Genomic DNA, 25798 nt, shown 5'->3' with positions numbered 1-25798 from the left:
AGTCGGCGTGCAGGTCACCGGGTTCTCCCCGGTGACCACCTCGACCAGCGCGTCCAGCAGCAGGCAGAACCCCCGCCCACCGGCGTCGACCACACCGGCCCGGGCCAGCGCCGGCAGTTGCTCGGGCGTACGCGCCAGGGCCGTCGCCGCGCCGGACGCGGCGGCCCGCGTCACCGTGGGCAGCGCGCCGTCGGCGACCCGTGCGGCCGCGTCGGCGGCGGCCGACGCCACCGTCAGCAGGGTGCCCTCCTCCGGCCGGGCCACCGCCGCGTACGCCGCGTCGCTCGCCACGCGCAGGGCGGCGGCCAGATCCCGTCCGCGCACCTCGGGGACGGGGCCCAGCGCGTCGGCGAGGCCGCGCAGGATCTGCGACAGGATCACGCCGGAGTTGCCCCGGGCCCCGAGCAGCGCGCCCCGGGCCAGCAGCCGCAGGGCGTGCCCGTGCGCGGTCGAGGTGCCGTCCGCCCCGGTGTCGAGATCCATCGCCAGGGCCTGCTGGGCCGAGGTGAGGGTGAGGACCAGGTTGGTGCCGGTGTCGCCGTCGGGCACCGGATAGACGTTGAGGTCGTCGATCTCCCGCTGGTGCCGCTTGAGCGTGGCCAGCCCGCTGGCACACCAGCGGCGCACGGCGGCGGCATCGAGGGTGTCCAGCACGGTGGAAGCCTACTGGCGTAGGGTGACAGTCGCCGGGCGTGTCACGTCGCGGCCGGATCCACGTGCCACTCGGCCCATGCCACTTGGCCGGACCCGTGTGTCGCTCGGCCGGATCCGCCGGGCGGCTGGGCTCCCGGTGGGGCCGGTCCTGGTGCCGGAGGGTGGCCGCCGAGGCCGGGCCGGGGCCGATTGGGCAGCCGGTTCAACCATCGGGTACCCTGGCCAGGTTGCCCGGGCAGCACCTGCCGGCGACCTCATGAACGTTTCAAACCCAGGAGTATCCCGTGGCTAGCGTGTGCGACGTCTGTGGCAAGGGACCGGGCTTCGGCCACAACGTGTCCCACTCGCACCGGCGGACCAACCGCCGCTGGAACCCGAACATCCAGTCGGTGCGTACCCCCGCCGGTGGCGGCACGACCAAGAAGCTGAAGGTCTGCACGTCCTGCATCAAGGCGGGCAAGGTCGCCCGCGCCTGACGCGGGATCACACTGTCGTTCGATGCCGGTGGGCCGATGGCCCACCGGCATCGTCGTGTCCGCGCCCGGGAGGTCCGCACCGCCGGCACGGCCGGCACCGACTCGCGCCGGCACCGCAGCGGCGGCATCGACGTCGCGCCGGCACTGATGTTAGGAAGGGTCCCCTGCTATACACCAGGCGTTAGCAGGGGACCCCTCCTTACATCTCAGAACATCTCAGAGCGTGCGGCCGAACGACAGGCAGCCGGGCTCGGCGGCGTAGAAGCCGAAGTTGGGGATCCGCTCGTAGCCGGCACCGGTGTACATCGCGATCGCCTCGGGCTGCCGGTCGCCGCACTCCAGGATGAGCCGCTTGCGGCCGTGCTCGCGGGCCGAGCGCTCGATGGCCGCGAGCACCGTCCGGGCCACCCCTCGGCCACGGGCCTGCGGCGCGGTGTACATCCGCTTCAGCTCGGCGGTGTCGCCCTGGTCGCCGTGACTGCGCCAGCCGCCGCAGCCGACCGGCTGCCCGTCCAGGTGAGCGACCAGGAACGCCCCGGCCGGGGGTGCGAACTCGTCGGCGTCGACCGGGGTCTCGTCGCCGCTGCCGCCGTAGCGGGCGCCCAGATCGGCCAGCGCGGCGATGATCAACCGCTGCGCGACCGGGGAGTCGAAGGGCACCACGTGGATCTCGATCTGCTGCACAGGTAAAGGGTACGACCCAACCTGCCCCTTACCGGGCGGGGTCACCGGAAGTGATCCCAGCCGCCCGGACCGTCGAACGGTCGCCCGTCCACGGTCACCCCGGAGCCCTCCCCGACCCGGCCGACCACCCGCCAGTCGGCGGGCAGAGCCGCCGTCGGCGGGAAGGTCGCCACCAGGGCGTGATCGTCGCCACCGGCCAGCAACCAGGAGTACGGGTCGACGCCGAGCGCCTGCGCGGCGTCCCGCATCTGCGGCGGCACCTCGAAGGCGTCCCGGGTGAGGTCGACGGTCACCCCGCTGGCTTTCGCCACGTGCCCGAGGTCGGCGAGCAGCCCGTCGGAGACGTCGATCATCGCGGTGGCACCGAGCCGGGCGGCCTGCGGCCCGGCCGGATAGGGCACCTCCGGCCGCCGGTACGCCTCGACGAGCAGCCGGGGCGTCCGGAATCCTCGGGAGAGCACGGTGAACCCGGCCGCCGCGTACCCGGTGCGACCGGCCAGGGCGACGAGGTCCCCGGGTCGCGCACCGCTCCGGGTCACCGGGGCACGACCGCCCAGGTCACCCAGGGCGGTGACCGCGATGGTCAGGGTGGGGCTGGCCGACATGTCCCCGCCCACCACGCTGGCGCCCACCTCGGCCGCCTCGGCACCGAGCCCGTCGGCGAGCTGTTCCACCCAGTCGGTGGCCGCGTCGGCGGGCACGCAGAGCGCCACCAGCAGCGCGGTCGGGTCGGCGCCCATCGCCACCACGTCCGCGAGGTTCGCCGCCGCCGCCCGGCGCCCGATGTCGTACGCGCCGGACCAGTCCCGGCGGAAGTGTCGCCCCTCCACCAGTACGTCCGTCGAGGCGACCACCCGGGCGTCGGGCGCGGCGACGACGGCCGCGTCGTCACCGGGGCCGAGCAGCACCGTGGAGCCGTACGACAGGCGGGAGGTCACCCGGTCGATCAGCCCGAACTCGCCGACACCCGCCACGCTCACGCCGCCGCTCCGTCACGCCCCGTGCCGACGGGGGACGTCGTCGCGTTGAGCCGCTCAGCTCGCTCGCTCACTGCTTCTCCTTGGCCACCGATAGGGATCACCCCTGGTCCGTAAGGTACTTTCTCCCTTCGGGCCGCTTGACGGCGGCGACGGAGGGAGGTCGAGCGTGGTACAGGCGTACATCCTCATCCAGACAGAGGTCGGTCGGGCACGTGACGTGGCCGGTCTCATCGCGGATCTCGCCGGTGTGGTCCGGGTCGACGCCGTCACCGGGCCGTACGACGTGGTCGTGCTCACCGAGGCCAACACCGTCGATGAGCTGGGCAAGCTCATCGTCAGCAACGTGCAGATGGTGCCCGGTATCACCCGCACCCTGACCTGTTCGGTGGTGCGACTGTAAGTGGACGAGACCACCGAGAAGCCGGCCGACGGGGACCGCTCCGAGGGCGCGAAGGCGCCCGACCGCACGAACCGCTCCGCCGCGCTGATCGCCACCGCCGTGGCGCTGCCGGTGGCGCTGCTGGTGGGCGCGGTCGCCTGGGCCAATCTCCCGTCGAGCGAGCCGGCCGCCGCACCCACGGCGTCACCGAGCACGGCCGCTCCCCGGTCCACCACCCCGGTCGAGATGGCGGCTCCGGAGCTGGCCGAACGACCGACCGTGGTCTGTCGTGCCCTGTTGTCACAGTTGCCGGAGACGGTCCGCGAACTGCCGCAACGGCCGGTCTCGGCCGGTCCCGAGCAGAACGCCGCGTACGGCGATCCGGCGTTGACGGTGGCCTGCGGTGCCGACCGGCCCGCCCTGGCCCGCGACGCGCACCTCTACCTGGTCAACTCGGTCTGCTGGTTTGCGGTGGAGGGGCCGGACGCGACGGAGCTGACCACGGTCGACCGGGAGACGGAGGTGACCCTACGGGTGCCGCACTTCTACGGCGAGGCGTTGCAGTGGGCCGCCCCGATCTCCGCGACCATCGTCGAGTCGATCCCGTCGGGCGACTCGAAGCCCACCGGCTGCACCGCCTGACCCACCTGCCGACGGCGGGCCGCCCCGAGGGCGGCCCGCCTCGTCGGTGGGGACTCAGTACTGCCCAGGTCCGCGGGTGAGCGCGGTGCGGATCAGCCGGTCGACGAGCTTCGGGTACTCCAGGCCGGCCGCCGCCCACATCCGGGGGAACATCGACGTCGGCGTGAAGCCGGGCATCGTGTTGATCTCGTTGAGATAGACGTCCAGCTCCGGGGTGACGAAGAAGTCGGCCCGGGCCAGGCCGGCGCAGTCCAGGGCGGTGAAGGCCCGGACGGCGTAGTCGCGTACCTGCCGGGTGACCCGGTCGGGCAGGTCGGCGGGAAGGTCGTACTCGCAGGCGGACGCCGCGTCGATGTACTTGGCCTCGAAGTCGTAGAACTCGTAGTCGCCGACCACCCGCACCTCGGCGAGCACGGACGCCTCGGGCGTCCCGCCGGCCTCGCCCTCCAGCACGCCGCACTCGATCTCGCGACCGACGATGGCGCCCTCGACCAGCACCTTGCTGTCGATCTCCCGAGCGAAGGCGATCGCCGCCTCCAGGTCCGCCCAGTCGCTGACCTTGCTGACGCCGAACGAGGACCCGGCCCGGGAGGGCTTGACGAAGACCGGCAGGCCGAGCCGCTCCTTGTCCGCCTCGCTGAGCGTCATCCCGCTGCGCAGCACTGCGGACGGGACGACCGGGATGCCCTCGGCGGCGCAGAGCTTCTTGGTGAACTCCTTGTCCATCGCGGCGGCCGAGGCGAACACCTTCGCCCCGACGTACGGGATGCCGGCCATCTCCAGCATGCCCTGGATGGTGCCGTCCTCGCCGTAGGAGCCGTGCAGGACCGGGAAGACCACGTCCACATCGGCCAGTGCGCGGGGGCCGTCGGCCGGGTCGAGCACCAGCAGACCACTGCCGGTCGGGTCGGCGCGCAGCACGACGTCCACACCGGACGCTGCGGTGATCTCCGGCAGTTGACGCGCGCTGATCGCCAGTTGGGCGGGGTCGCCGTTGGTCAGCACCCACTGCCCGGCCCGGGTGATGCCCACCGGCACCACCTCGAACTCGTCGGGGTCCAGCGCGGCGAGCACGCTCCCGGCACTGACGCAGGAGATGCCGTGCTCCGGACTGCGGCCGCCGAAGACGATCGCCACGCGGGTCTTGCCTGGGGTGGTCACTGCGGTCACCTTTCCGGGACGCACTGCTGGCGCTCTCCCGGATGACCTTACTGTGCGTGGCGGGGCCGGGTGGCCGATACCCTGCGGGAACACGGGATGACAGCATTCGGTCAACGCGTTACATACGGTGCGTTACCGCGCGAGATCAGCCGACCAGTTCCCGCTCGCCGAACGCGTGCCGCCGACCGATGGCGATCACCTTGACCCGCTGTCGGCCCGCGCGCACCATGCCCAGGGCCATGAACGCGCCGGCGATCCGGTCCGCCGCCTCCCGGCTGCTCGCGCCGACGACCTGACGTCGGCGCTCCGGGGCGACCCGCTCGTTGCGACCGTCCATCTCGTACGGACGGACGTCGGTCAGGACTACCAGGAAACGTGTCATCGCCGGCCGCCGAGGCGCTCGGCGCACACCCGCTGACCAGTTAGCACGTCGATTCCCTTCCGGTGGCCGACAACTGGCGCGGCACGCGGCGGTCGGGTACGGGGGAATAACCCGACCGCCGCGCGCCCCATCCCCTCCGGTCGCTCACCACCACCGTCGCCACGACAACCGGCGGTGAGGACGCGCTAACAGACTGACAGGTCCATGGGCATGAATGCAACTCTCACCGACGTTCTCTCATGTACAGAGTCCCAAATACGTGCGACCATCGATGCATGGCACCGAAGACCGCTCGCGCTCGCCGGTTGGGCCTCGCGCTGCGCCACCACCGGGAAGCCGCCGGCCTCACCTTGGAGGCCGCGGCCGACGAGATCAACAGCACCCGTAGCACGCTCTCCCGCTACGAGAACGCGCAGACACTGGTCAACCCCGCCACCGTGCGGGCGCTGCTCACGCTCTACGGCGTCAAGGCCGAGGACGTAGCCGCGGCCGTCGCGCTGGCCAAGGACGCGCGTAAGCCCGGCTGGTGGGTCTCGTACTCGTACCTGCTGGACCGGCGCACCATCGACTTCATCGCGTTGGAGGCCGAGGCCACCGGCATCGCCAACTTCGAGCCGTCGGTGATGCCGGGTCTGTTGCAGACCGCCGACTACATCCGCGCGGTGATGCGGGGCGGACCGCACACGCTCAGCGACAACGACGTCGAGGAGCGGGTCCATTTGCGGCTCGACCGGCAACAGCAGGTCTTCGAGCAGGACCCGCCGATCTTCGACGCGATCCTCGACGAGGCGGCGCTGCTGCGTCCCGTCGGCGACGAGTCGGCCATGCAGGGGCAGCTCAACCATCTGCTCAAGATGAGCGATCTGCCGAACATCACCGTGCAGGTGATCCCGCTGGTCGCCGGTTACCACCGGGGGACCCGAGGTTCGCTGCACATCCTCGAGTTCGCCGACCCGGAGGACCCGATCATCGCCTCGGTGGAGACCGTCGCCGGCCAGATGATCCTGGATCGGCCCGGTGACCTGCGCACCTGCACCAAGATCATGGAACACCTGCGGACTGTCGCACTCAGCCCGACGGACAGCCGTGACCTCCTGCTGAAAACCCTGAAGGGACGGTAAGAGAATGACACCGACGACCAACACCGTGGTGGCCGTGGCCGGGTGGCGCAAGAGCAGCCACAGCGGCGACGAGGGAGCCTGCGTGGAGGTGGCGGTCGTTCCCGGGACGGTGGCCGTACGCGACTCCAAGGACCCGGACGGCCCGCTGCTGCACTTCCCGCCGACCGCCTGGACCGCCTTCGCCCAGTCGCCCCCGACCCACTGAACCGGGTCCGCACCCTCTGAGCCGTACCACCACACCCAGGACCGCTGACCGGGCCGGTAAGGGCACCGCCGGCCCGGTCAGCCCCGGCTCGGGTGCCGACGCGCTTCCCCACCGGTGCTACCTTCACGGCCGACGTTGCCGCCCAGCAGCCGGGGGTCCGTGTGGAGAGAAGGTACGGCGTCCTGACCGCCGTCGTCGTGGCGACGGCCAGTCTCGCCATCATCGGTTCCCTCGCCGGCTACTACCTGGCCGATCCACGGTCGCCCTCCGTCGAGGCCGGGTCGGACCAGAGCCCGGAGAACGCGACGGACCGCAGCGGCACCCCCGCCCGGGACGCGGACGACGCCTCGCCGCCCCCGGCGGGCACCGACCGGCAGACGTACCGGCTCGACCGCCAGATCTACCAGCAGTCGTCGTTCAGCCTCACGCTGACCGGTGCCGAGACCTCCGCCGGCACGCTGCGGCTCACCTTCCGCTACCGCAACGACTCGCTGCTGCCGTGGCCGTTGAGCTGCCCGAGCCGCGAGGACGACCTGAACTCCTCCGCGTTGACCCTCGCCGACGGCCGCACCGTACGCCCCACCGACACCTGGTGTGCCGCCGAACGGGCCGGCGAGACGGTCACCGTCGCCCCAGGACAGTCGACCGACACGTGGGGCGTCTTCCCGGTGTCCCCGTCCCCCACCGAGCCCTTCTCTCTGAGCTGGTACGACTTCCCGGCCATCGAGGACGTCCGACTGGGCTGACCGGCGGCCGGAATCAGTCGCCCACCTGCGGCCGAGGTCAGTCGCCGACCAGCGGCAGTGGTGCCGGCAGGTCCCGGGCCGCCTCCAGCGCGGCGAGCGCGACGCCCCGCGCACCGGCCATGTCGCGCTCCGGCACCAACGCGAACGTGGCCAGAGCGGCCTGCTCCGTGCGGAGCGCGGTGTGCTCGCGTACCGCCGTGAGGAACCAGTCGCGGAACTCCGGGACCGTCTCCACCACGCCACCACCGACGAAGTACGCGTGCGGATCGGTGAAGTTCGCCGCGATGGTGAACAGCGCGCCGAGCGCCCGCGCCTGCTGCGCGAAGATCTCCCGGGCCATCTCGTCGCCGCGCTCGCCGTACCCGCGTACCAGCTTGGCCGCCCGAGCCGGTGACTCGTCGGCCAGCGGGTGCCCCGGAAAGCGCGTCAGCCAGTACGGCAACAGGTTGCGACCGATCGCGGTCAGCGAGGCCACGCTCTCCACGTCACCGGCGAAACCGCAGGCGCAGGTCGGCACCGGCTGCTCCGGGGCCAGCACGGTGGTCAGCGGGATCTGCACGTGCCCCAGCTCACCGGCCATGCCGGCCGCGCCGGACACCACCCGGCCGTTCTCCACCACGCCGCCGCCCAGCCCGGTGCCGACGATCGCCGACACCGACGACCGCCGCATCGCGTCGGCACCGAAGTGCACGTGGTGGGCGTAGAGCGCGGCGGCGTTGCCGTCGTTGTGATAGACCACCGGCAGCCCGAGTCGGCGCTCCAACGCGCCCCGCACGTCGTACCCGCGCCAGGCCGGCTGGGAGAAGTTCGTCGAGCCCTTCGACGAGATCACCCCGGTGGCGCTGGCCGGGCCCGGTGTGTCCAGCCCGACCGCCCGGACCGACTCGCGAGGCACCCCGGTCCGGGTCAGCACGCCGTCGAAGGCCCGTGCCATCGCCGCCACCGCCGCCTCCGGCCCGGCCTGCACCTCGCTGGGCGTCTCCACCAGCTCGTCCACCAGGAACCGCCCGTCGAGGGTCAGGACCGTGGTGTTGTTGCTCGTTCCTCCGTTGTCGATCCCGACGACCACCGGCACCGCTGCGCCACTCACCCGAAACCCGCCTCCCGCCGTCCGAACCTGACGCGAGGTTAGTTCTCGGTCCGCCGGCCCGCCATGCTTGCCGGGCCGTTCCCGTCCCGGTGTCCGGCACGGACCGGCTGGCAGGCGGTCATCGCGGTTGCCCCCAGATCGGCGTCGCGGAGCACCTCCGGCACCAGACCGACCCCGGTCAGCACCGCCCACAGCTCGTCCACCTGGTCCTCGCCCACCTCCACCACCAGGTGCCCGCCGGGGGCGAGCCAGCGCGACGCGGTGGTGGCGACCCGGCGCAGCACCGCCAAGCCGTCCGGGCCGCCGTCCAGCGCCACCGGCGCCTCGTACCGACGGGACTCGGGCGGCAGCAACGGCAGCGCCGCCGTCGGCACGTACGGGGCGTTCGCCACCACCAGGTCCAGGGCACCCCGACAGGCGGCCGGCAGCGGCGTGAACAGGTCACCGCAGAGCACCGGCACCGCCAGGTCGGCCAGGTTCCGTCGGGCGCAGGCCACCGCCGCCGGATCCAGGTCGACCGCGGCCACCAGCCGGGGCGCGGTGAGCCGACCGGCCAGCGCCCGGGTCACCGCACCGGAACCGCAGCACAGCTCCACCACGGCCGCACCCGGTCCGGTCACCGCCACGGCGGCCGAGACCAGCAGCGCGGTACGCGACCGGGGCACGAAGACCCCCGGCCGTACGCCGATCCGCTCGCCGCAGAACTCCGCCCAGCCGAGCACGTACTCCAACGGTTCGCCGGCGACCCGCCGGTCGACCAGCCCGACCAACGTCTCCGGGCTGTCGGCCCCCTCGACCAGCAGCCGACTCTCGTCCTCGGCCCAGACACAACCGGCCTCCCGCAGCCGGCGCGCCAGGGCGTCGATCTCGGCCGGGGAGACGGGCTCCATCAGGCTGCCGCGTCCAACGCGGCCGTGACGTCGGCGACCAGGTCGACGGTGTCCTCCACCCCGCAGGAGAGCCGGACGAAGCCGGGTGCGGTGTCGTCGCCCCACTGCGCGCGCCGGTCGGCGGTGGTGTGCAGGCCGCCGAACGAGGTCGCCGCCCCGACCAGCCGGGCCGCGTCGAGGAACCGGGCGACCCGGTCGGCGTCGGCCAGGTCGAAGGAGAGCACCCCCGGCATCCGCCGCAGTTGCCGCGACGCCACCGGGTACGCCGGGTCGTCCGGCAGTCCCGGCCAGCGCACCCCCGACACGTCGGGGCGGGCCGCGAGCAGTCGGGCCAGCGCCTGGGCGTTCGCCGTCTGCCGGGCCAGCCGCAGGTCGAGCGTGGCCAGCGAGCGATGGGCCAGCCAGGCGTCGAACGCCCCGGGCACCGAACCGGTGACCGTCCGCCAGGCGGTGGCCTGCTCCAGCAACGGCGTCGACCGGGTCGCGAGGTAGCCGAGCAGCAGGTCGGAGTGCCCGGTCAACGCCTTGGTGCCGGAGGCCACCACCAGGTCCGCGCCGAGGTCGAGCGGACGCTGACCGAGCGGCGTGGCGGTGGTGTTGTCCACCGCCAGCAGGGCACCGGCCGCGTGCACCCGCTCGGCCAGGACGGGCAGGTCCACCACGTCGAGTCCCGGGTTGGCCGGCGTCTCCACCAGCACCAGGCGTACCCCGGTGAAGTCCGGGTAGGGCCCGGCGGTCGGCGCGAACAGCACCCGGACCCCGTTGCCGGCCAGCGTGTCGGTGGCGAACGCGCGCACCGGGAAGTAGCCGTCGGCGGGCAGCACCACGGTGTCACCGGCCCGCAGCACCGCCAGCAGCAGGCCGGTGATCGCCGCCTGGCCACTGGCGAAGACCCGGCAGTCGCCGCCCTCCAACTCGCCGATCGCCGCCTCCAGCAGGCGACGGGTCGGGTTGTCCGGCCGCCCGTAGCCGTTCGGCGCCGCCGCCGGTCCCTGCCGAGGATCCAGGTGGTACGGCGCGGCGAAGACCGGACCGGGCAGGAAGGGCGCGCCGGGCGTCGGCTCGGGCAGACCCGCGTGTACGCACCGGGTGCCGTCACCGGCCGACCCGAACGTCCGGTCGTCCTGCTCGGGGGAAGGGGAAGGCATCTCGTCCACGCGGCTCACTCCGGCTTGGTGGTGCGGCTCATAAGTGCCCGGACGGCGCGCCGCGGGTCGACGCCCTCGTGGCAGACCAGCTCGACCTGCTCGGTGATCGGCATCTCCACACCGTGCGCGCGGGCCAGGTCCCGGATCGCCAGGGCGCTCTTCACACCCTCGGCGGTCTGCCGGGTGGCCACCCGCGCCTCCTCCAGCGTCGCGCCCCGACCCAGGTGCTCGCCGAAGGTGCGGTTGCGGGCCGACGGCGACGAGCAGGAGGCGACCAGGTCACCCATGCCGGCCAGGCCGGCGAAGGTGAGCGGGTCGGCACCGAGGGCCACCCCGAGCCGGGCCGTCTCGGCCAGTCCCCGGGTGACCAGCATCGCCCGTGTGTTGTGACCGAACCCCATGGCGGTGGCGATGCCGTACGCCAGGGCGATCACGTTCTTCACCGCCCCGCCCAGCTCGCAGCCGATCACGTCGTCGTTGGTGTACGGCCGGAAGTACGGCGTGGTGATCGAGTGCTGCACCTGCGCGGCACGGTCGGCGTCGGTGCCGGCGACCACGGTGGCGGCCGGCTGTTCGGCCGCGATCTCCGGGGCCAGGTTGGGCCCGGAGACCACCACCACGCGGTCCGCCGCCACCCCGGCGGTCTCCACGATGACCTCGCTCATCCGCTTGGTGGTGCCGAGTTCGATGCCCTTCATCAGCGAGACCAGGGTGGCGTCGGGGTGCAGGTGACCGACCCACTCGGCGAGGTTGCCGCGCAGCGTCTGCGACGGCACCGCCAGCACCACCATCTCGGCGCCCTCGATCGCCTCGGCGGCGTCACCGGTGCCGGTGACCCGCTGCGGCAGCACCACTCCCGGCAGGTACTCCGGATTGCACCGCTCGTCCCGGAGGACGTCGGCGATGGACTGCCGCCGCGCCCAGATCGTGACGTCCCGTCCGGAGTCACCGAGGATCTTGGCGAACGCGGTCCCCCACGACCCGGCCCCCAGCACCGCCACATGTCCGCTCATGCCGACACTCCGCTTCGCTGCGTGCCGCCACGAGACACCACCGCACTGCGCTGACGATTCACTCGCTGACGCTCGCTCATGCCGACACTCCGCTTCGCTGCGTGCCGCCACGAGACTCACGTTCGCTCATGACGTCGCCTCGGGGCGGTCGGCGTTGGCGTTGGTGCGGGAGGTGCGCTGCCACAGCGGCGGAGGTGTGCCGCCCCGGATCTCGGCGAGCAGGTCCCGCACCCGCAGCATGATCACGTCGGTCATCTCCTCCAGCACCGCCCGGCTCGGCGCGGCTCCGGCCCAGCGGCTCAGGTCGACCGGCGGACCGGCCACCACGCTGACCGGGATTCGGGGGCGCGGGTTGAGCCGGGCACGGCGCGGGTCGAAGATCTGCTCCGGGCCCCACATCGCCACCGGCACGACCGGGGCACCGGTGGTCAGCGCCAGCCGGGCCGCGCCGGTCTTGCCCTTCATCGGCCACAGGTCCGGCTCCCGGCTGGTGGTGCCCTCCGGATAGATGATCACCGCCGCGCCCTCGTTCAGCGCCTTGACCAGGGCTTCCAGCGACTTGGCCGCGTCGACCGAGCCGCGCTCCACCGGGATCTGGCGGCACCGTTGCAGGATCCAGCCGACCACCGGGACCTTGAACACGCTCGCCTTGCCGAGGAACTGCGGCCACCGGCCGGCGTCGTAGACGAAGTGCGCCGACACCAGCGGATCGGCGTGCGAGATGTGGTTCGCCACGATGATCACCGGACCGTCCTGCGGCAGGTGCTCCATGCCCCGCCAGGTACGCCGGGTCCAGACGGTCACCACCGGCTTGACCAGCACCACGGCGAACCTCCGCCAGAACCCCAGCCTGCGCCGACCCACCGTGCCTCCTCGTGCCCACCCCGACCCGCCCACCGGAGAGATCCGGTGACGCCCGCAGCCGAAATCATGCCTGTTCGCCCCTGGTACGGCCAGTGAGGGTACCGCCGCCGGGCTGGCAGGATGACAGGTGTGAGTCAGCCCTGGAGCGTGGTGGTGCCGGTCAAACGCCTGGTCGCCGCCAAGTCGCGGCTGCGTGGCGGGCTGCCCGGCGTACCCCACGAGGAGCTGGCACTGGCGCTCGTGGCCGACACCCTCGACGCGGTGCGGGCCTGTCCCGAGGTGGTCGAGGTGCTCGTGGTCACCGACGACGCCCGGGTCCGGGCCGAGGCCCTCGCGGCCGGGGCGCGGGTGCTGGCCGACGTCGCGGACGCCGGACTCAACGGCGCGTTCCGGCACGGTGCGGCACAGGTGTCCGGTCCGGTGGCCGGGATCACCGCCGACCTTCCGGCGCTGCGTCCGGTCGAGTTGGCGGCGGCGCTGCGCGCGGCGCGGGACGCCCCGCCCGGCGTCCGCTGCTTCGTGGCCGACGCGCCGGGTACCGGCACCGTGCTGCTGACCGCGCCGGCCGGCGTGCCCCTCGGGCCGTGTTTCGGGCCCGGTTCGGCTGCGGCGCACGCGGCGAGCGGCGCCCGGCCGCTGGCCGGCGACTGGCCCAGCCTGCGCCGAGACGTGGACATTCCGGACGACCTGGCCGCCGCCGCCCGGCTCGGGCTCGGGCCGCGCACCGCACGACTGGCCGCCGGCTGCCTCACCGGCTGAGCCACCCCTGCGGTGTACGGTGCTGGACATGCAGGGCACGGTGGCGACCTTCGACGCGGCGACCCGCAGCGGGCTGCTGCTGCTCGATGACGGCACCGAGCTGTCCTTCCCGGCCCGCGCCTTCGACGCCTCCGGGCTGCGGCTGCTCCGGCTCGGCCAGCGGGTCCGCGTCGAGACCGACGCCGCCGGGGACGTGATCCGCGTGACCCTGCCGACGATGTCCTGACCTACCCAGCGGAAGTTCATTTTGCGTTAACCCGAGTCGGGTGATTATGAGCAGGTGAGCACCCCTCGCGAACGCAACGCCAGTCCCGCCGGCACCGACGACGACACCAGCCGCGACGCAGGTCGCTCCCGGGGATCAGACGGGCGCTTCCGCCGTACCCGGCCGACGAACGACCTGAACGGCACCGACCCGGCCGCCGCCTCCACCGGGCTGGAGGAGGTTATCGACCCGGTGTCCGGGCCGGCTGCCACGGCACCGTCCGGCGACGAGCCGCCGCCGGTCCGGCCGCTGCCGGAGGACCGGTTCCTCAACCGGGAGCTGTCCTGGCTCGACTTCAACGCCCGGGTCCTGGCGCTGGCCGAGGACCCGCACACCCCGCTGCTGGAGCGGGCGAAGTTCCTGGCCATCTTCGCCAGCAACCTCGACGAGTTCTACATGGTGCGGGTGGCCGGGCTCAAGCGCCGGCTCTCCGCCGGCCTGCCGGTGCGCGGCGGCGACGGCATGCCGCTGCGTACCCAGTTGGCGCTCGTCGCCGAGAAGGCCGCCACCCTGGTCACCCGGCACGCCACCTGCTTCGTCGACGACGTGCTGCCCAAGCTCGCCGACGAGGACATCCGGATCCTGCGCTGGTCCGACCTGGGTGACGCCGAGCGGGACCGGCTGCGCGCCTACTTCCGGGAGCAGATCTTCCCGGTGCTCACCCCGCTCGCGGTCGACCCGGCCCACCCGTTCCCGTACATCTCCGGTCGGTCGTTGAACCTGGCCGTGTCGGTGCGCGACCCGGACGGCGGGCCCGAGTTGTTCGCCCGGGTGAAGGTGCCCAACAACGTGCCCCGGTTCGTCCGCGTCGACCGGGACCAGCCCGGGGTGCGGATGGTGCCGGTCGAGGACGTCATCTCGGTGCACCTCGGCCAGCTCTTCTCCGGCATGCAGGTGGTGGAGTGCCACCTGTTCCGGGTCACCCGCAACGCCGAGGTGGAGGTGGACGAGGACCGCGACGAGGACCTGCTCCAGGCGCTGGAACGGGAACTGGCCCGACGCCGCTTCGGCCCGCCGGTGCGGCTGGAGGTGGCCGCCTCCATCTCCGACCACATGCTGGAACTGCTCGTCCGCGAACTGGACATGGACGCTCAGGACGTACTGCGGGTCCGGGGCCTGCTCGACCTCTCGGCGCTCTGGCAGTTGTACGGCGAGGCCGACCGGCCCGACCTCAAGGACCCGCCGTTCGTGCCGGCCACCCATCCCCGGCTCGCCGAGGGCGAGGTGCCGCGCAGCGTCTTCGCCACCCTGCGCGACGGGGACGTGCTGGTGCACCACCCGTACCACTCGTTCGCCACCAGCGTGCAGCGCTTCGTGGAGCAGGCCGCCGCCGATCCGCACGTGCTGGCCATCAAGCAGACGCTCTACCGCACCAGCGGCGACTCGCCGATCGTGGACGCGCTGGTCGACGCCGCCGAAGCGGGCAAGCAGGTGGTGGTGCTGGTGGAGTTGAAGGCGCGGTTCGACGAGGTGGCCAACATCGGATGGGCGCGGACCCTGGAACGGGCCGGCTGTCACGTGGTCTACGGCCTGGTCGGGCTCAAGACACACTGCAAGACGGCGTTGGTGGTACGTCAGGAGGGCAACCAGATCCGGCGCTACTGCCACATCGGCACCGGCAACTACCACCCGAAGACGGCCCGGCTCTACGAGGACTTCGGCATGCTCACCGCCGACCCGGAGATCGGGGCCGACCTGACCGACCTGTTCAACGTGCTGACCGGTTACAGCCGGCAGACCGCGTACCGGCGGCTGCTGGTGGCGCCGCAGGGCATCCGCAGCGGCCTGATCGAACGCATCGAACGGGAGATCGCCCACGTCCGGCTGGGCATGCCGGGACTCGTGCAGTTCAAGGTGAACGCGCTGGTCGACGAGGAGATCACCGACGCGTTGTACCGGGCCTCCCAGGCCGGTGTCCACGTCGACCTCATCATCCGGGGCATGTGCACGTTGCGTCCCGGCGTACCGGGGCTGTCGGAGAACATCCGGGTCCGCTCGATCCTCGGCCGGTTCCTGGAACACTCCCGCGTCTTCCGGTTCGGCAACAACGGCGACGCCGAGTTCTGGATCGGCTCCGCCGACCTGATGCATCGCAACCTGGACCGGCGGGTCGAGGCGCTGGTCCAGGTCAGCGACCCGGTGGCCCGGGCCGAACTGGACCAGGTGCTCGGTGCCGCGATGAGCCCCGACATCGACGCGTTCGAGTTGGCCGCCGACGGGAGCTGGACCCGGCGTAACGGCACGACCGACGCGCCCCCGGCCCACCTGCAGGGGATGCTGCTGCGTCGGGTCGGCAGCACCGCCGGGTGAGCGACGGCGGCATAGGCTGAGCGGATGATCGAGGAGGAACGGCGACGGACCGGATGACCGACGTGATCGAGATCCGGGCGGCCGGCGGCGTGGTGTGGCGGCCCGGACCGTACGACGACGTCCAGGTCTGTCTGGTGCACCGCCCCCGGTACGGCGACTGGACCCTGCCCAAGGGCAAGCTGGAGCCGGGCGAGCATCCGTTGGCGGCAGCCGTCCGGGAGGTCGCCGAGGAGGCCGACGCGCGGGCCGCGCCCGAGGTGCGCCTGCCCTCGGTGCGGTACCGCAGCGAGGGCAGTCTCAAGGAGGTCGACTACTGGTCGATGCGGGCGATGGGCACCGGCGGCTTCCAGCCGGGCACCGAGGTCGACGCGGTGCGCTGGCTCGACGTGGACGACGCGGTGGCGCTGGTCAGCTACCCGCACGACGCGGAGATCCTGGCCGCGTTCGCCGCCCTGCCCCGGGTCACCGCCACCATGGTGCTGGTCCGGCACGGCCACGCCGGCAAGCGGTTGACCTGGTCCGGCCCGGACACGGCCCGGCCGTTGGACGACCGGGGCTGGTCGCAGGCGCGGGCGTTGGCGCCGCTGATCGCGCTGACCCGGCCGAGCCGGCTGTTGTCGGCGTCACCGCGCCGCTGCGTACAGACCCTGGACCCGGCCGCCGAGACGCTGGACCTGCCGATCGAGATCAGCGGCGACCTGGACGAGCCCCTCGCCGGCCAGCAGCCCGACGAACGGGTCCTCGCCGCGGCGGCGCGGATGGCCGCGCTGGCCGCCTCCGGCGCGCGTACGGCGGTGTGCAGCCAGGGCAAGGTGATCCCGGGCGCGCTGGAACGCCTCGCCGGGCAGGACGGCGACTACGACACCGACAAGGGCACGGGCTGGCTGCTCGCCTTCACCAACGACCGCCTCGTCGCCGCCGACCGACTCTGATCCGACGTCAGCCGGCACCGCCGGGCAGGGTGAGGGTGACCGCGACCGGCAGGTGGTCGCTGGCGGTGCCGGGGGTCGCGACGGCGTCGGAGGCGACCAGGTCGGGTGAGACGAAGACGTGGTCGATCTGCTCACGCGGGTCGTCGGCCGGGCTGGTCGGCACCGGGCGGGCGGCGGCGAACGCGTCGACCAGACCGGCACCGGTGAGCGCGGTGAAGGCCGGGTCGCCCGGCTCGGTGTTGAAGTCACCGGCGACCACCAGCGGCAGGCCGTCGGCGTACTCGGTGGCGAACTCGGCGACGGCACGGGCCTGCACCACCGGATCCGCGCCGGGCGGTGGTTGCAGGTGCGTGCTCACCACGGCCAGGCGTACGCCGTCGCTGAAGTCCACGGTGACGCCGAGCGCCTGCGCGCCGGTGGGTGCGCCCACGGCGGGCAGCACCCGGGTCCGGGCCCGGTCCACCGGCCACCGGCTGAGCACCGCGTCGCCCCACAGCGCGTCGGCGGCCGGCGCGAAGACGTAGGGCAGGCCCAGCCGGTCGGAGAGCAGGTGCAGGGTGTCGTGGCCGCCGTTGAGCAGCCAGCCCCGGTCCACCTCGCTGAGCACCACCACGTCGGCGTCCCGGACCGCCCGTTCCAGGGCGGGCAGGTCGAACCGGCCGTCCATGCCGAAGCCCATCCGGATGTTGTAGGCCACCACCCGTACCTGCTCCGGCGGACCCGGCCGGTTGGTCGCCACCGGCCACGGCTCGTGCACCACTGCGGCGACGACGGCGGTCAGCGCGGCGAGCACGGCGATCGGCACCCTGGGCAGCCGGGCGAACGTAGTGGCCCCCGGGACGGCCGGAGCAGCCGCTGGAGCGCCGAACTCCTCGGTGGCCAGTGCGGTGGCCGGACGAGGCCGAAGACGGCCCTCCAGCGCGATCAGGCCGGTCAGCGCAGCCACCAGGGCCGGCAGCCACCCGTTGGGATAGCCGAGGTCGTAGGCGGCGTAGTAGAGCACCGAGACGACCGCGAAGACGAGCATGCCGCCCACCGCCGCGTACCCCCGACGGGTCGCGGCCCGTGCCGACGGCACGGCGGCCCCGTCGGCCGACGCCAGGCAGCCGCCCAGACCGGCCGCGCTGAGCAGCACCGCGACGGTCAGCATCGCCGGCGGGCCGTACCCGAACAGCAGGGCACCGGCCAGCAGCAGCCCCGGCCACACCAGTCGGGTACGCGGCCGGGGCGGAGTCAGTGCGGCGAGCAGGAACACCGCCAGCACCACGCCGAGCGGCGCGAACGCGAACAGCGGGGTCGAGGCGGTGCCCGCCGCGCCGAACCAGTAGGACGTCGCGGTGCTCACCACCGCCGGCGACAACGCCACCATGCCGCCCAGCAACAACGCCGGCCCGACGAGCAACCACGCCCGACCGTGCGGCACCGGCGTGGACGCACCGGGACGGCGGGCGAGCAGGACCTCACCGGCGAGCAGCGCCACCACCATCACACCGCCGGCCACCCACGCCGCCCAACTCCCCCGCCAGACCAGGTCGTACGTGCCGACCAGCACGTGCCCGAGCGCCGCGGCGGCCAGTCCGAGCGCCAGTCCGGGTACGGTGCGCTCGCCCCGGGCCGCGGTCGCGGCGAGCCACACCAGACCGGCGAGCAGGCCGGCGCTGGCGAGCCAGAGCTGCGCGTCGCCGCCGGGGCCGGCGGTGAGGGCGAGCCGGGCGACGCCCAGCAGCGCCACGGCCACCACGCCGACCACGCGGCCGCCGACCAGCCGGACGAGCGGCGGCGCGGCGAGCGCCAGCACGAACCAGCCGAGGGCGAACGCCCCGAGCAGTTCGGCCGGGGTCGACGCGGCCTGCCCGAAGATGGTGATGACCGACGGCAGGAACACCCGCAGCACGTCGGTCAGGACGACGAGACCGAGGGCCAGGGTGGCGGTACCGAGATGACGGTGACGCGGCACGGTTCCTCTTTCGCCGAGGGGTGGTCCGGCGATTCTGGGCGTCGTGCCCCGCCCCGTCAACGCCTCGCGGGTGCGGACCTTCGGCGGCGGACCCGACGGACATGGCGAGGGCGCCCGCCGTGCGGCGGACGCCCTCGTCGTACGACCGGCTCAGCGCCGGGTCGCGCTCTTCCTGGCCGGCGCCTTCTTCGCCGGTGCCTTCTTGGCCGTCGCGGTCTTCTTGGCCGCGGTGGCCTTGGACGCCGTGGCGGTCTTCTTCGCCGGGGCGGCCTTCTTCGTGGCGGTCGTCTTCTTGGCGGTCGTCTTCTTGGCCGCGGCGGTGGTCTTGGTCGCCTTGGCCGCGGTCGTCTTCTTCGCCGCCGCCGTGGTCTTCGTGGCGGTCGTCTTCTTTGCCGCGGTGGCCTTCGCCGTGGTCGTCTTCTTGGCAGCGGTCGCCTTCGCACCCGTCGCCTTCGCACCGGTCGCCTTCGCACCGGTGGTCTTGGCGGTGGCCGCGGCGGTCTTCTTCGCCGCCGCCGTGGCCTTCGGCACCTTGCCGTTGGCCACCATCTCCTTGAACCCAGCGCCCGGACGGAAGGTCGGCACCGAGGTCTTCTTGACCTTCACCGCCTCCCCGGTACGCGGGTTGCGGGCTGTTCGCGCGCCCCGTACGCGCTTCTCGAACGCTCCGAATCCGGTGATCGCCACCTTCTCGCCCTTGGTGACCGCCGCCTGGACCTCAGCGAGGACCGCGTCGAGCGCGGCCGTCGCCGTTTTCCGGTCCCCCAGGCGAACGGCGAGCGCCTCGATGAGCTCGGCCTTGTTCACTACTTCCTCCTGATTGTGCAACTGACTCGACGCGAGCCATTCTGCGCGCACGGTATGCCCTGTGCTGCCCGGACACAAACATTCGGTGGAAAAAAGCCCTTGTGTCGTAACGGATTCGCCCCCACCGGTGGCACCGGTGGGGGCGAAATCGGCGACGAAGCCGGGTGAACGGGCTAGGCGACGCGGGGCAGGAAGGGCGACCGAGTGCCCTCGAAGGCACTGATCTGCGCCTCGTGACGAAGGGTGAGTCCAATGTCGTCCAAGCCCTCCATCAGCCGCCAACGGCTGAAGTCGTCGAGGGGGAACGACCACGTGGAACCGCCCGCCTGGACCTGCCGGGCGGTGAGGTCGACGGTGATCGCGGCCTTCGGGTCGGACTCGACCAGGGCCCAGATCTCCTCGACGGCTTTCAATTCCAGCTCGACCGGGAGCAGACCCTCCTTGAGGGCGTTGCCGCGGAAGATGTCACCGAAGCGCGGCGAGATCACCGCCTGGAAGCCGAAGTCGCGCAACGCCCACACGGCGTGCTCCCGCGACGACCCGGTACCGAACTCCGGACCGGCCACCAGAATCGAGGCACCCGAATATGATTCATCGTTGAGTACGAATCCCGGGTCCTCCCGCCACGCGCTGAACAGCCCGTCGGCGAATCCGGTACGGGTCACCCGCTTGAGGTACACGGCCGGGATGATCTGATCCGTGTCCACGTCGGACCGACGCAGCGGCACGGCGGTGCCGGTGTGCACGGTGAACTTGTCCATCTGTCGCAGCCCTTCTCTACAGGTCGGCGGGGGCGGCCAGCCGACCGGCCACGGCGGTGGCGGCGGCGACCGGCGGGCTCACCAGGTGGGTACGCCCACCCCGGCCCTGCCGGCCCTCGAAGTTCCGGTTCGAGGTGGAGGCGGAACGCTGCCCCGGGGAGAGCGTGTCCGGGTTCATGCCCAGGCACATCGAGCAGCCGGCGAAGCGCCACTCGGCACCCGCGTCGGTGAAGACCTTGTCCAGCCCCTCGGACTCGGCGGCCTCGCGTACCGCGGCGGAGCCCGGCACGACCAGCATGCGTACGCCGTCGGCGACCTGGTGGCCGCGCAGCACGTCGGCGGCGGCCCGCAGGTCCTCCAGCCGGCCGTTGGTGCAGGATCCGACGAAGACCACGTCGACCGAGAGGTCCCGCAGCGGGGTGCCGGGTCGCAGGTCCATGTACTCCAGGGCCCGACGGGCGGCGGCCCGCTCCGGCTCGGTGCCGAAGTCGTCCGGGTTCGGCACCGCCGCGCCCAGCGGTGCGCCCTGGCCCGGGTTGGTGCCCCAGGTGACGAACGGGGTGATCTCGGCGGCGTCCAGCGTCACCTCGGCGTCGAACGTCGCGCCCTCGTCGGTGGGCAGCGTCCGCCAGTACGCGACCGCGGCGTCCCAGTCCGCGCCGGCCGGTGCGTTCGGCCGCCCCTTGAGGTACGCGAAGGTGGTCTCGTCCGGCGCGATCATGCCGGCCTTGGCGCCCCACTCGATGGACATGTTGGCGATGGTCATCCGGCCTTCCATGGAGAGCGCCCGGATCGCCTCGCCCCGGTACTCCACGATGTGTCCGCGCCCGCCGCCGGTGCCCACCTTCGTGATGAGCGCGAGGACCAGGTCCTTGGCGGTGACGCCGGGACCGAGCCGGCCGTTGACGGTCACCGCCATCGTCTTGGGCCGCGCCTGCGGCAGCGTCTGGGTGGCCAGTACGTGCTCGACCTCACTGGTGCCGATGCCGAACGCCAGCGCACCGAACGCGCCGTGGGTGGCGGTGTGCGAGTCGCCACAGACGATCGTCATGCCGGGCTGGGTGAGCCCGAGCTGCGGCCCGATGACGTGCACGATGCCCTGGTTCTCGTCGCCCAGCGGGTGCAGCTTCACGCCGAACTCGGCGCAGTTGCGGCGCAGCGTCTCGATCTGCGTACGGGAGGTGGGGTCGGCGATGGTGAGCAGGTCACCACGGCGCTGCTGGAACGAGGGATCGGCGTACCCGGTCGGGGTGTTGTGATCCTCGGTCGCGAGCGTGAGGTCGGTACGGCGCACCTGGCGACCGGCGAGCCGCAGCCCGTCGAAGGCCTGCGGGCTGGTCACCTCGTGCAGCAGGTGCAGGTCGATGAAGAGCAGATCGGGCTCACCATCGGCGGACCGGACGACGTGCGCGTCCCAGACCTTCTCGGCCAGGGTCCTCGGCTCAGGAGTGACTCCCACCATCTGGACATCCTAAATTCTGGGAGGTAAATTTCGGCTTGTGGGACACAGTATGAGCGGTGTCGGCGTTCTCGACAAGGCGGTGGTCATCCTGGCCGCCTGTGTCGACGGCGCCAGCCTGGCCGAACTCGTTGAACGCACCAAGCTGCCCCGGGCCACCGCGCACCGGCTGGCACAGGCGCTGGAGATCCACCGGATGCTGGTCCGGGACACCCAGGGCCGTTGGCGTCCCGGTCCACGTCTGGGCGAACTGGCGAACGCCGCACCGGACGTGCTGCTGACCGCCGCCGAGCCGCTGCTGGCCGCCCTGCGCGACGCCACCGGCGAGAGCGCGCAGCTCTACCTGCGCCGGGCGGACGAACGGATCTGCGTGGCCGCCGCCGAACGCGCCAGCGGCCTGCGGGACACCGTCCCGGTGGGTTCGGTGCTGCCGATGGTGGCCGGTTCGGCGGCGCAGATCCTGCTCGCCTGGGAGCCGCCCGAGGCGGTGATGCCGCTGCTGCCCCGGTCCAAGTTCACCGGCCGCACCCTCGCCGAGGTACGCCGCCGAGGCTGGGCGCAGAGCGTCGCCGAACGCGAGGCCGGTGTGGCGAGCGTCTCCGCACCGATCCGGGACCGCACCGGCCGGGTCATCGCCGCGATCAGCATCTCCGGCCCCATCGAACGGCTCGGCCGCCGCCCCGGCGAACGTCACGCCATGGCCGTCGTCCGCGCCGGCCAACGCCTCTCCGGCCTCTGACCCCACCCTCCCCCACGCCTTCCCCTTCCACCCCTCCCGCCCTGCTGTTCGCGGATGATCAAGAAGTTTTGGCCACCGGCAGAGCCCGAGCCCGACGCAAACTCCTTGGTCAACTCGCCCGAGAGTGGGCTGACGCGGGAGTGGGGGCGGGTTACGGGGGGTGGGATGGGAGAAGCCCGCCTCGCGGGGCGAGACGGGCTTCGGTGTGGTAGCCCCGACCGGATTCGAACCGGCGCTACCGCCTTGAGAGGGCGGCGTCCTGGGCCGCTAGACGACGGGGCCAAGACTTTCCTGGTTCACCACCCCTGCGGGCGGTGCGGCAGTAGTCTAGCGGCGTCCTTCGCAGCGGCGGAATCTGGGGTGGGACGGTGCCGTCCGGCGAGGTCGGGGGCCGTTTCACCCGATCGGGTGAGGCGCGACGCCCGGCCGGCGGCAAGCCGGGGCCGGAGGTCGGGCGGCAAGAGGTGAGCGCCGGGCGGCAGGAGGCGCGACACCCGGCCGGCGGCAGCCGGGCCGGAGGGTCGGGCGGCAGGAGGCCGGGCGGTCGAGCGCGCATCGACTGCCGCAACTCGGCTCCCGCACCACAGCGAAACGGCCCGACCCACTGAGCGGGACGAGCCGTCACCTGAATCTGTAGCCCCGACCGGATTCGAACCGGCGCTACCGCCTTGAGAGGGCGGCGTCCTGGGCCGCTAGACGACGGGGCCAGAACACATTGCGACACCACCGCGCGGTGGTGTCGCCAAACTCTACCAGAACTCGCGACCGAAGCCCCTTGCAGAGCATCGGTGCTGAACTCCACCAGAATCCAGCGGCCTCGATTCTTGCGAATCTCGGCTGCGCTGGGGTACCAGGACTCGAACCTAGACTAACTGAACCAGAATCAGTTGGGCTGCCAATTACCCCATACCCCATCGGCCCCTTGCGGTGCCGGGGGCAAACTCTACCCTCCCGGCACCGACGGGCCAAATCGACTTCCCCAAACCGCCCTTGAGCTGCGTAAACGGCGGTCAGGTCGCGGACACGACAGGGTTGGCCAACTCGCCGATCCCCTCGATCCGGACGGCCACCGTATCCCCGTCCGTGAGCGGGCTAACCCCCGCCGGAGTGCCGGTCAGGACGATGTCGCCGGGAAGCAGCGTCATCACGTGCGAGACGTACGACACCAGGGCCGGCACGTCGAAGACCATGTCCCGGGTACGGCCGAGTTGGCGGACCTCCATCTCCTCCGGGTCGCGTCCCACCTCGCAGCGGATCTCCAGGTCGGTGACGTCCAGACCGGTGGTGATCCACGGACCGATCGGGCAGAACGAGTCGAACCCCTTGGCCCGGGTCCACTGGCTGTCGGAGCGCTGGAGGTCCCGGGCGGTGACGTCGTTGGCGCAGGTGTAGCCGAAGATCGCCCGTTCGGCAGCGGCCCGGTCGGCGCGGCGGGCGCCCGGGGCACCGATGACCACGGCCAACTCCGCCTCGTGCTCCACCTGCTTGCTGAACTCGGGCAGGCGGATCGCGTCCCGGGGGCCGATGACGGAGGTGGAGGGCTTGAGGAAGAGCAGCGGCTCCTTCGGTACCTCGTTGCCGTGCTCGGCGGCGTGCTCGGCGTAGTTGCGGCCGACACAGACCACCTTGCTGGGCAGGATCGGCGAGAGCAGGCGGACGTCGGACAGCGCCCACCGGACACCGCTGAACGTGATCTGGCCGAACGGGTGTCCGGTGATCTCGGCGACGGTCAGCCCCTGCGGGCCCGCCTCCGGCTCCCCCTCGACGACACCGAACGACATTCCCTTGGCATGAGCGAAACGAGCGATACGCACCAGGCCAATCTAGTCCGGTCGGCGACCGGACCGACCAGCGCAATCTCGTCCGATCGCAGACCGGACCGCCCAGGCCGATCCCGTCCGGTCGCAGACCGGACCGGCCAGCGCAATCTAGTCCGGCCGCGCGACCGGACCGCCCAGGCCAATGCAGTCCGGCCGGATCGACGGTGGCGCAGCTTACCCGCGACGATCAGCGGACGCGCCGGATTCGTCGCTTCGTACCCGCACGACGTGCGCGCGCGCCTAGCGTCGGCTGCGGAGGTTCGTTCGTATGCCTGCATCGACACGACACCACAGGAAGCTCGCGGCGATCGTGCACTGCGTCGGTCTGCTCACGGCGCTGCCGGTCCTGCCGGCGGCCACCGCCCCGGACGCACCGGCACCCGGTCGGCCGCACGCGGCAGCCGCCACGCCCGAGCCCACCATGCCGTCGGCCCCGCCGGCGGTGCCCACGCCGACCCGGGTCGCCTCGCCGGCGGCCAGGCCGGAGGTCAGCGTGGCGGTGAGACCGCAGAACACCGCCGCGCCCGGCTACCGCATCGAGGTCCGCAACCGGGGCGACGCGCCGGTCTCCACCACGGTGCGCCAGGAGCTGCCGCAGGGTGCCACGGCGACGACGATCAGCGGTGGTGGCCGGGAGGTACGCCCCGACGGGTCGGCGGCGACCGAGGTGACCTGGCGTCTGAGCCTGCCGCCGCGCAGCACCAGGACGTTGGACACCACGTTGACCGCCGCCTCCGCGCAGCAACCGCTGACCACGCCCGCCTGCGCCTACGGCACCGACGACCAGCAGCCGTACGACTGCGCGTCGGCCACCTGGACGTCCCCGGCGGCACCGGCGGCCGGTGCGGCGGAGTCGGGCTGGCGGCACCAGGCGCCCGCGCTGCTGGCCGGTGCGATCGCGGTGCTGGTGCTCGGCGTGATCGGCTTCGTCACCTGGCGTCGACGCAGGCGGCCGGTCGCCGCCGCGCTGGCCTCGGAGGGACGGGGGACGGTGTACCCGCGCCCGGCCACGCCCCGACCCCCGGTCCGTCGCCGTACGCCGCCGGTCTGGCTGGTGGTGCCGGTGGCCGCGACGGTGCTCATCGTCACGATCGGCGTGGCGGCGTGGACCGCCACCCGGCGGGTCGCCGCGATCGACACCGACAGCCAGCCGACCAGCGGCGCCTGGAAGGGCACCGGGATCAGCGGTGGGATAGGCGTGCCGCTGACCGAGGACGCGTTCGAGTTCACCGTCTATCGGATGGCCTGTGAGCCGGGCCGGGGCGCCCGCCAGTGCCAGGCGACCGTGGGGGTGCGCAACGTCACCCCGGAGCACCAGAGCTGGCACGGCAAGTTGCAGCGGGCGTACCTGGCGGACGGCAACTGGGTCACCACCGACGAGCAGGCCACCCGGCGGGCCAACCGGGGGCGGGACGTCTTCGCCGAGCCGATGGCGGCGGGCAGTCGTACGGTGCTGCCGCTGGTCTTCACGGTCAACGGCGCGGAGCCGCCCCGGCACCTGGAGTTGCGCAGCGGAGTCTTCTCCGCCGGCGTGCGGGTGGACGTGCCCTGACC

General features: G+C 72.6%; 26 protein-coding genes, 3 tRNA genes and 1 pseudogene. 12 read left to right on the top strand and 18 right to left on the bottom strand.

Going from position 1 to position 25798, the window contains the following annotated elements; genetic code table 11:
* Positions 1-17: 17 nt before the first annotated feature.
* A pseudogene (locus ABT008_RS30445) lies at positions 18-654 on the bottom strand (DAK2 domain-containing protein); the annotation flags it as partial.
* A 284-nt stretch (positions 655-938) separates the two neighbouring features.
* Here ABT008_RS30445 and rpmB point away from each other — a divergent pair.
* Entirely contained in the window at positions 939-1130 is a 192-nt protein-coding gene (gene rpmB / locus ABT008_RS04670; protein ID WP_093401721.1) for a 50S ribosomal protein L28, read from the top strand.
* A gap of 216 nt (positions 1131-1346) precedes the next feature.
* Here rpmB and ABT008_RS04665 read toward each other — a convergent pair whose 3' ends face one another.
* Positions 1347-1814, bottom strand: coding sequence for a GNAT family N-acetyltransferase (locus tag ABT008_RS04665; protein WP_350693625.1), 468 nt, complete (start codon positions 1812-1814; stop codon positions 1347-1349).
* A 41-nt stretch (positions 1815-1855) separates the two neighbouring features.
* Positions 1856-2794 carry a thiamine-phosphate kinase gene (locus ABT008_RS04660; RefSeq protein ID WP_350693623.1) on the bottom strand — a complete coding sequence of 313 codons (939 nt, stop codon included), beginning with the start codon at positions 2792-2794 and terminating at the stop codon, positions 1856-1858.
* Positions 2795-2960: 166 nt separating this feature from the next.
* On the opposite strand from ABT008_RS04660, the gene ABT008_RS04655 reads away from it, so the two are divergent.
* Positions 2961-3194 carry an Lrp/AsnC ligand binding domain-containing protein gene (locus ABT008_RS04655; RefSeq protein ID WP_088646044.1) on the top strand — a complete coding sequence of 78 codons (234 nt, stop codon included), beginning with the start codon at positions 2961-2963 and terminating at the stop codon, positions 3192-3194.
* On the top strand, positions 3195-3815 hold the full coding sequence (locus ABT008_RS04650; protein ID WP_350693621.1) for a DUF3515 domain-containing protein: 621 nt from the start codon (positions 3195-3197) through the stop codon (positions 3813-3815).
* Between the two features lie 54 nt (positions 3816-3869).
* On the opposite strand, the gene ABT008_RS04645 is transcribed toward ABT008_RS04650, so the two are convergent.
* Together ABT008_RS04645 and ABT008_RS04640 are read right to left on the bottom strand one after the other, a co-directional pair.
* Positions 3870-4976, bottom strand: coding sequence for a D-alanine--D-alanine ligase family protein (locus tag ABT008_RS04645; protein ID WP_350693619.1), 1107 nt, complete (start codon positions 4974-4976; stop codon positions 3870-3872).
* Between the two features lie 145 nt (positions 4977-5121).
* Positions 5122-5358: a hypothetical protein gene (locus ABT008_RS04640; protein ID WP_350693618.1), complete on the bottom strand. Its 237-nt coding sequence runs from the start codon at positions 5356-5358 to the stop codon at positions 5122-5124.
* Positions 5359-5633: 275 nt separating this feature from the next.
* Here ABT008_RS04640 and ABT008_RS04635 point away from each other — a divergent pair, with 275 nt between their 5' ends.
* From ABT008_RS04635 to ABT008_RS04625, 3 genes are all read left to right on the top strand, one after another.
* The gene (locus ABT008_RS04635) at positions 5634-6479 is read left to right on the top strand and encodes a helix-turn-helix domain-containing protein (protein ID WP_350693617.1); all 846 of its coding nucleotides are present in this window, start codon (positions 5634-5636) and stop codon (positions 6477-6479) included.
* Between the two features lie 4 nt (positions 6480-6483).
* Positions 6484-6684 carry a DUF397 domain-containing protein gene (locus tag ABT008_RS04630; RefSeq protein WP_350693616.1) on the top strand — a complete coding sequence of 67 codons (201 nt, stop codon included), beginning with the start codon at positions 6484-6486 and terminating at the stop codon, positions 6682-6684.
* A gap of 161 nt (positions 6685-6845) precedes the next feature.
* Positions 6846-7430 carry a hypothetical protein gene (locus ABT008_RS04625; protein WP_350693614.1) on the top strand — a complete coding sequence of 195 codons (585 nt, stop codon included), beginning with the start codon at positions 6846-6848 and terminating at the stop codon, positions 7428-7430.
* Between the two features lie 37 nt (positions 7431-7467).
* Here the strand turns inward: ABT008_RS04625 and ABT008_RS04620 are convergent, their stop codons facing one another.
* From ABT008_RS04620 to ABT008_RS04600, 5 genes are all read right to left on the bottom strand, one after another.
* The gene (locus ABT008_RS04620) at positions 7468-8520 is read right to left on the bottom strand and encodes an ROK family protein (protein WP_350693612.1); all 1053 of its coding nucleotides are present in this window, start codon (positions 8518-8520) and stop codon (positions 7468-7470) included.
* A 38-nt stretch (positions 8521-8558) separates the two neighbouring features.
* Entirely contained in the window at positions 8559-9410 is an 852-nt protein-coding gene (locus tag ABT008_RS04615; protein WP_350693611.1) for a putative protein N(5)-glutamine methyltransferase, read from the bottom strand.
* Positions 9410-10558, bottom strand: a complete 1149-nt coding sequence (locus ABT008_RS04610; RefSeq protein ID WP_350694064.1) for a cystathionine gamma-lyase — start codon at positions 10556-10558, stop codon at positions 9410-9412. Before ABT008_RS04610 ends, ABT008_RS04615 begins: the two co-directional genes overlap by 1 nt.
* Positions 10559-10572: 14 nt before the next feature.
* A complete protein-coding gene (locus ABT008_RS04605) occupies positions 10573-11571 on the bottom strand; it encodes an NAD(P)H-dependent glycerol-3-phosphate dehydrogenase (protein WP_350693610.1) in 999 nt (332 codons plus the stop codon).
* Positions 11572-11697: 126 nt separating this feature from the next.
* Positions 11698-12435 carry a lysophospholipid acyltransferase family protein gene (locus ABT008_RS04600; protein WP_350693608.1) on the bottom strand — a complete coding sequence of 246 codons (738 nt, stop codon included), beginning with the start codon at positions 12433-12435 and terminating at the stop codon, positions 11698-11700.
* Between the two features lie 129 nt (positions 12436-12564).
* Here ABT008_RS04600 and cofC point away from each other — a divergent pair, with 129 nt between their 5' ends.
* The 4 genes from cofC to ABT008_RS04580 are packed head-to-tail and all read left to right on the top strand — an operon-like array spanning position 12565 to position 16701.
* Positions 12565-13194 (top strand): 2-phospho-L-lactate guanylyltransferase, encoded by a 630-nt coding sequence (gene cofC, locus ABT008_RS04595; protein WP_350693607.1) that lies wholly within the window; start codon positions 12565-12567, stop codon positions 13192-13194.
* A 28-nt stretch (positions 13195-13222) separates the two neighbouring features.
* Entirely contained in the window at positions 13223-13420 is a 198-nt protein-coding gene (locus ABT008_RS04590; protein WP_350693606.1) for a cold-shock protein, read from the top strand.
* A gap of 54 nt (positions 13421-13474) precedes the next feature.
* Entirely contained in the window at positions 13475-15769 is a 2295-nt protein-coding gene (locus ABT008_RS04585; RefSeq protein ID WP_350693605.1) for an RNA degradosome polyphosphate kinase, read from the top strand.
* Between the two features lie 53 nt (positions 15770-15822).
* A complete protein-coding gene (locus tag ABT008_RS04580) occupies positions 15823-16701 on the top strand; it encodes an NUDIX hydrolase (protein WP_350693603.1) in 879 nt (292 codons plus the stop codon).
* 7 nt (positions 16702-16708) lie between these two features.
* On the opposite strand, the gene ABT008_RS04575 is transcribed toward ABT008_RS04580, so the two are convergent.
* The 4 genes from ABT008_RS04575 to leuC all read right to left on the bottom strand — a co-directional run bounded on the left by ABT008_RS04575 (position 16709) and on the right by leuC (position 21688).
* Positions 16709-18658 carry an endonuclease/exonuclease/phosphatase family protein gene (locus tag ABT008_RS04575; RefSeq protein ID WP_350693601.1) on the bottom strand — a complete coding sequence of 650 codons (1950 nt, stop codon included), beginning with the start codon at positions 18656-18658 and terminating at the stop codon, positions 16709-16711.
* A gap of 150 nt (positions 18659-18808) precedes the next feature.
* Positions 18809-19465, bottom strand: coding sequence for an HU family DNA-binding protein (locus ABT008_RS04570; protein WP_350693600.1), 657 nt, complete (start codon positions 19463-19465; stop codon positions 18809-18811).
* A 173-nt stretch (positions 19466-19638) separates the two neighbouring features.
* Complete coding sequence (leuD, locus tag ABT008_RS04565) at positions 19639-20226, bottom strand: 3-isopropylmalate dehydratase small subunit (RefSeq protein WP_350693599.1); 588 nt, start codon at positions 20224-20226, stop codon at positions 19639-19641.
* A gap of 16 nt (positions 20227-20242) precedes the next feature.
* Positions 20243-21688, bottom strand: a complete 1446-nt coding sequence (gene leuC, locus ABT008_RS04560) for a 3-isopropylmalate dehydratase large subunit (RefSeq protein ID WP_350693597.1) — start codon at positions 21686-21688, stop codon at positions 20243-20245.
* Between the two features lie 49 nt (positions 21689-21737).
* Here leuC and ABT008_RS04555 point away from each other — a divergent pair, with 49 nt between their 5' ends.
* Complete coding sequence (locus tag ABT008_RS04555; protein ID WP_091084913.1) at positions 21738-22424, top strand: IclR family transcriptional regulator; 687 nt, start codon at positions 21738-21740, stop codon at positions 22422-22424.
* Positions 22425-22630: 206 nt separating this feature from the next.
* Here ABT008_RS04555 and ABT008_RS04550 read toward each other — a convergent pair.
* From ABT008_RS04550 to ABT008_RS04535, 4 genes are all read right to left on the bottom strand, one after another.
* A tRNA-Glu gene (locus ABT008_RS04550) sits at positions 22631-22706 on the bottom strand.
* A 352-nt stretch (positions 22707-23058) separates the two neighbouring features.
* A tRNA-Glu gene (locus ABT008_RS04545) sits at positions 23059-23131 on the bottom strand.
* A 135-nt stretch (positions 23132-23266) separates the two neighbouring features.
* Positions 23267-23338, bottom strand: a tRNA-Gln gene (locus tag ABT008_RS04540).
* Between the two features lie 96 nt (positions 23339-23434).
* Positions 23435-24238, bottom strand: a complete 804-nt coding sequence (locus ABT008_RS04535; protein WP_350693595.1) for a fumarylacetoacetate hydrolase family protein — start codon at positions 24236-24238, stop codon at positions 23435-23437.
* A gap of 274 nt (positions 24239-24512) precedes the next feature.
* Here ABT008_RS04535 and ABT008_RS04530 point away from each other — a divergent pair, with 274 nt between their 5' ends.
* The gene (locus ABT008_RS04530; protein WP_350693593.1) at positions 24513-25796 is read left to right on the top strand and encodes a hypothetical protein; all 1284 of its coding nucleotides are present in this window, start codon (positions 24513-24515) and stop codon (positions 25794-25796) included.
* Positions 25797-25798 lie beyond the last annotated feature (2 nt).

The organism is Micromonospora sp. NPDC002389 (assembly GCF_040296095.1).
Taxonomy (GTDB): domain Bacteria; phylum Actinomycetota; class Actinomycetes; order Mycobacteriales; family Micromonosporaceae; genus Micromonospora.
Note: the sequence above shows the minus strand (reverse complement) of the source record. Positions and strands in the feature narration are given on the sequence as shown.

What these genes read in the sequence shown, in the direction of transcription:
- leuD (WP_350693599.1), bottom strand. Translation starts at nt 20,226, where the DNA reads ATGGACAAGTTCACCGTGCACACCGGCACCGCCGTGCCGCTGCGTCGG.
- ABT008_RS04605 (WP_350693610.1), bottom strand. Translation starts at nt 11,571, where the DNA reads ATGAGCGGACATGTGGCGGTGCTGGGGGCCGGGTCGTGGGGGACCGCG.
- ABT008_RS04555 (WP_091084913.1), top strand. Translation starts at nt 21,738, where the DNA reads ATGAGCGGTGTCGGCGTTCTCGACAAGGCGGTGGTCATCCTGGCCGCC.
- ABT008_RS04630 (WP_350693616.1), top strand. Translation starts at nt 6,484, where the DNA reads ATGACACCGACGACCAACACCGTGGTGGCCGTGGCCGGGTGGCGCAAG.
- ABT008_RS04530 (WP_350693593.1), top strand. Translation starts at nt 24,513, where the DNA reads ATGCCTGCATCGACACGACACCACAGGAAGCTCGCGGCGATCGTGCAC.
- ABT008_RS04610 (WP_350694064.1), bottom strand. Translation starts at nt 10,558, where the DNA reads ATGCCTTCCCCTTCCCCCGAGCAGGACGACCGGACGTTCGGGTCGGCC.
- ABT008_RS04580 (WP_350693603.1), top strand. Translation starts at nt 15,823, where the DNA reads ATGACCGACGTGATCGAGATCCGGGCGGCCGGCGGCGTGGTGTGGCGG.
- ABT008_RS04615 (WP_350693611.1), bottom strand. Translation starts at nt 9,410, where the DNA reads ATGGAGCCCGTCTCCCCGGCCGAGATCGACGCCCTGGCGCGCCGGCTG.
- ABT008_RS04640 (WP_350693618.1), bottom strand. Translation starts at nt 5,358, where the DNA reads ATGACACGTTTCCTGGTAGTCCTGACCGACGTCCGTCCGTACGAGATG.
- leuC (WP_350693597.1), bottom strand. Translation starts at nt 21,688, where the DNA reads ATGGTGGGAGTCACTCCTGAGCCGAGGACCCTGGCCGAGAAGGTCTGG.
- ABT008_RS04590 (WP_350693606.1), top strand. Translation starts at nt 13,223, where the DNA reads ATGCAGGGCACGGTGGCGACCTTCGACGCGGCGACCCGCAGCGGGCTG.
- ABT008_RS04635 (WP_350693617.1), top strand. Translation starts at nt 5,634, where the DNA reads ATGGCACCGAAGACCGCTCGCGCTCGCCGGTTGGGCCTCGCGCTGCGC.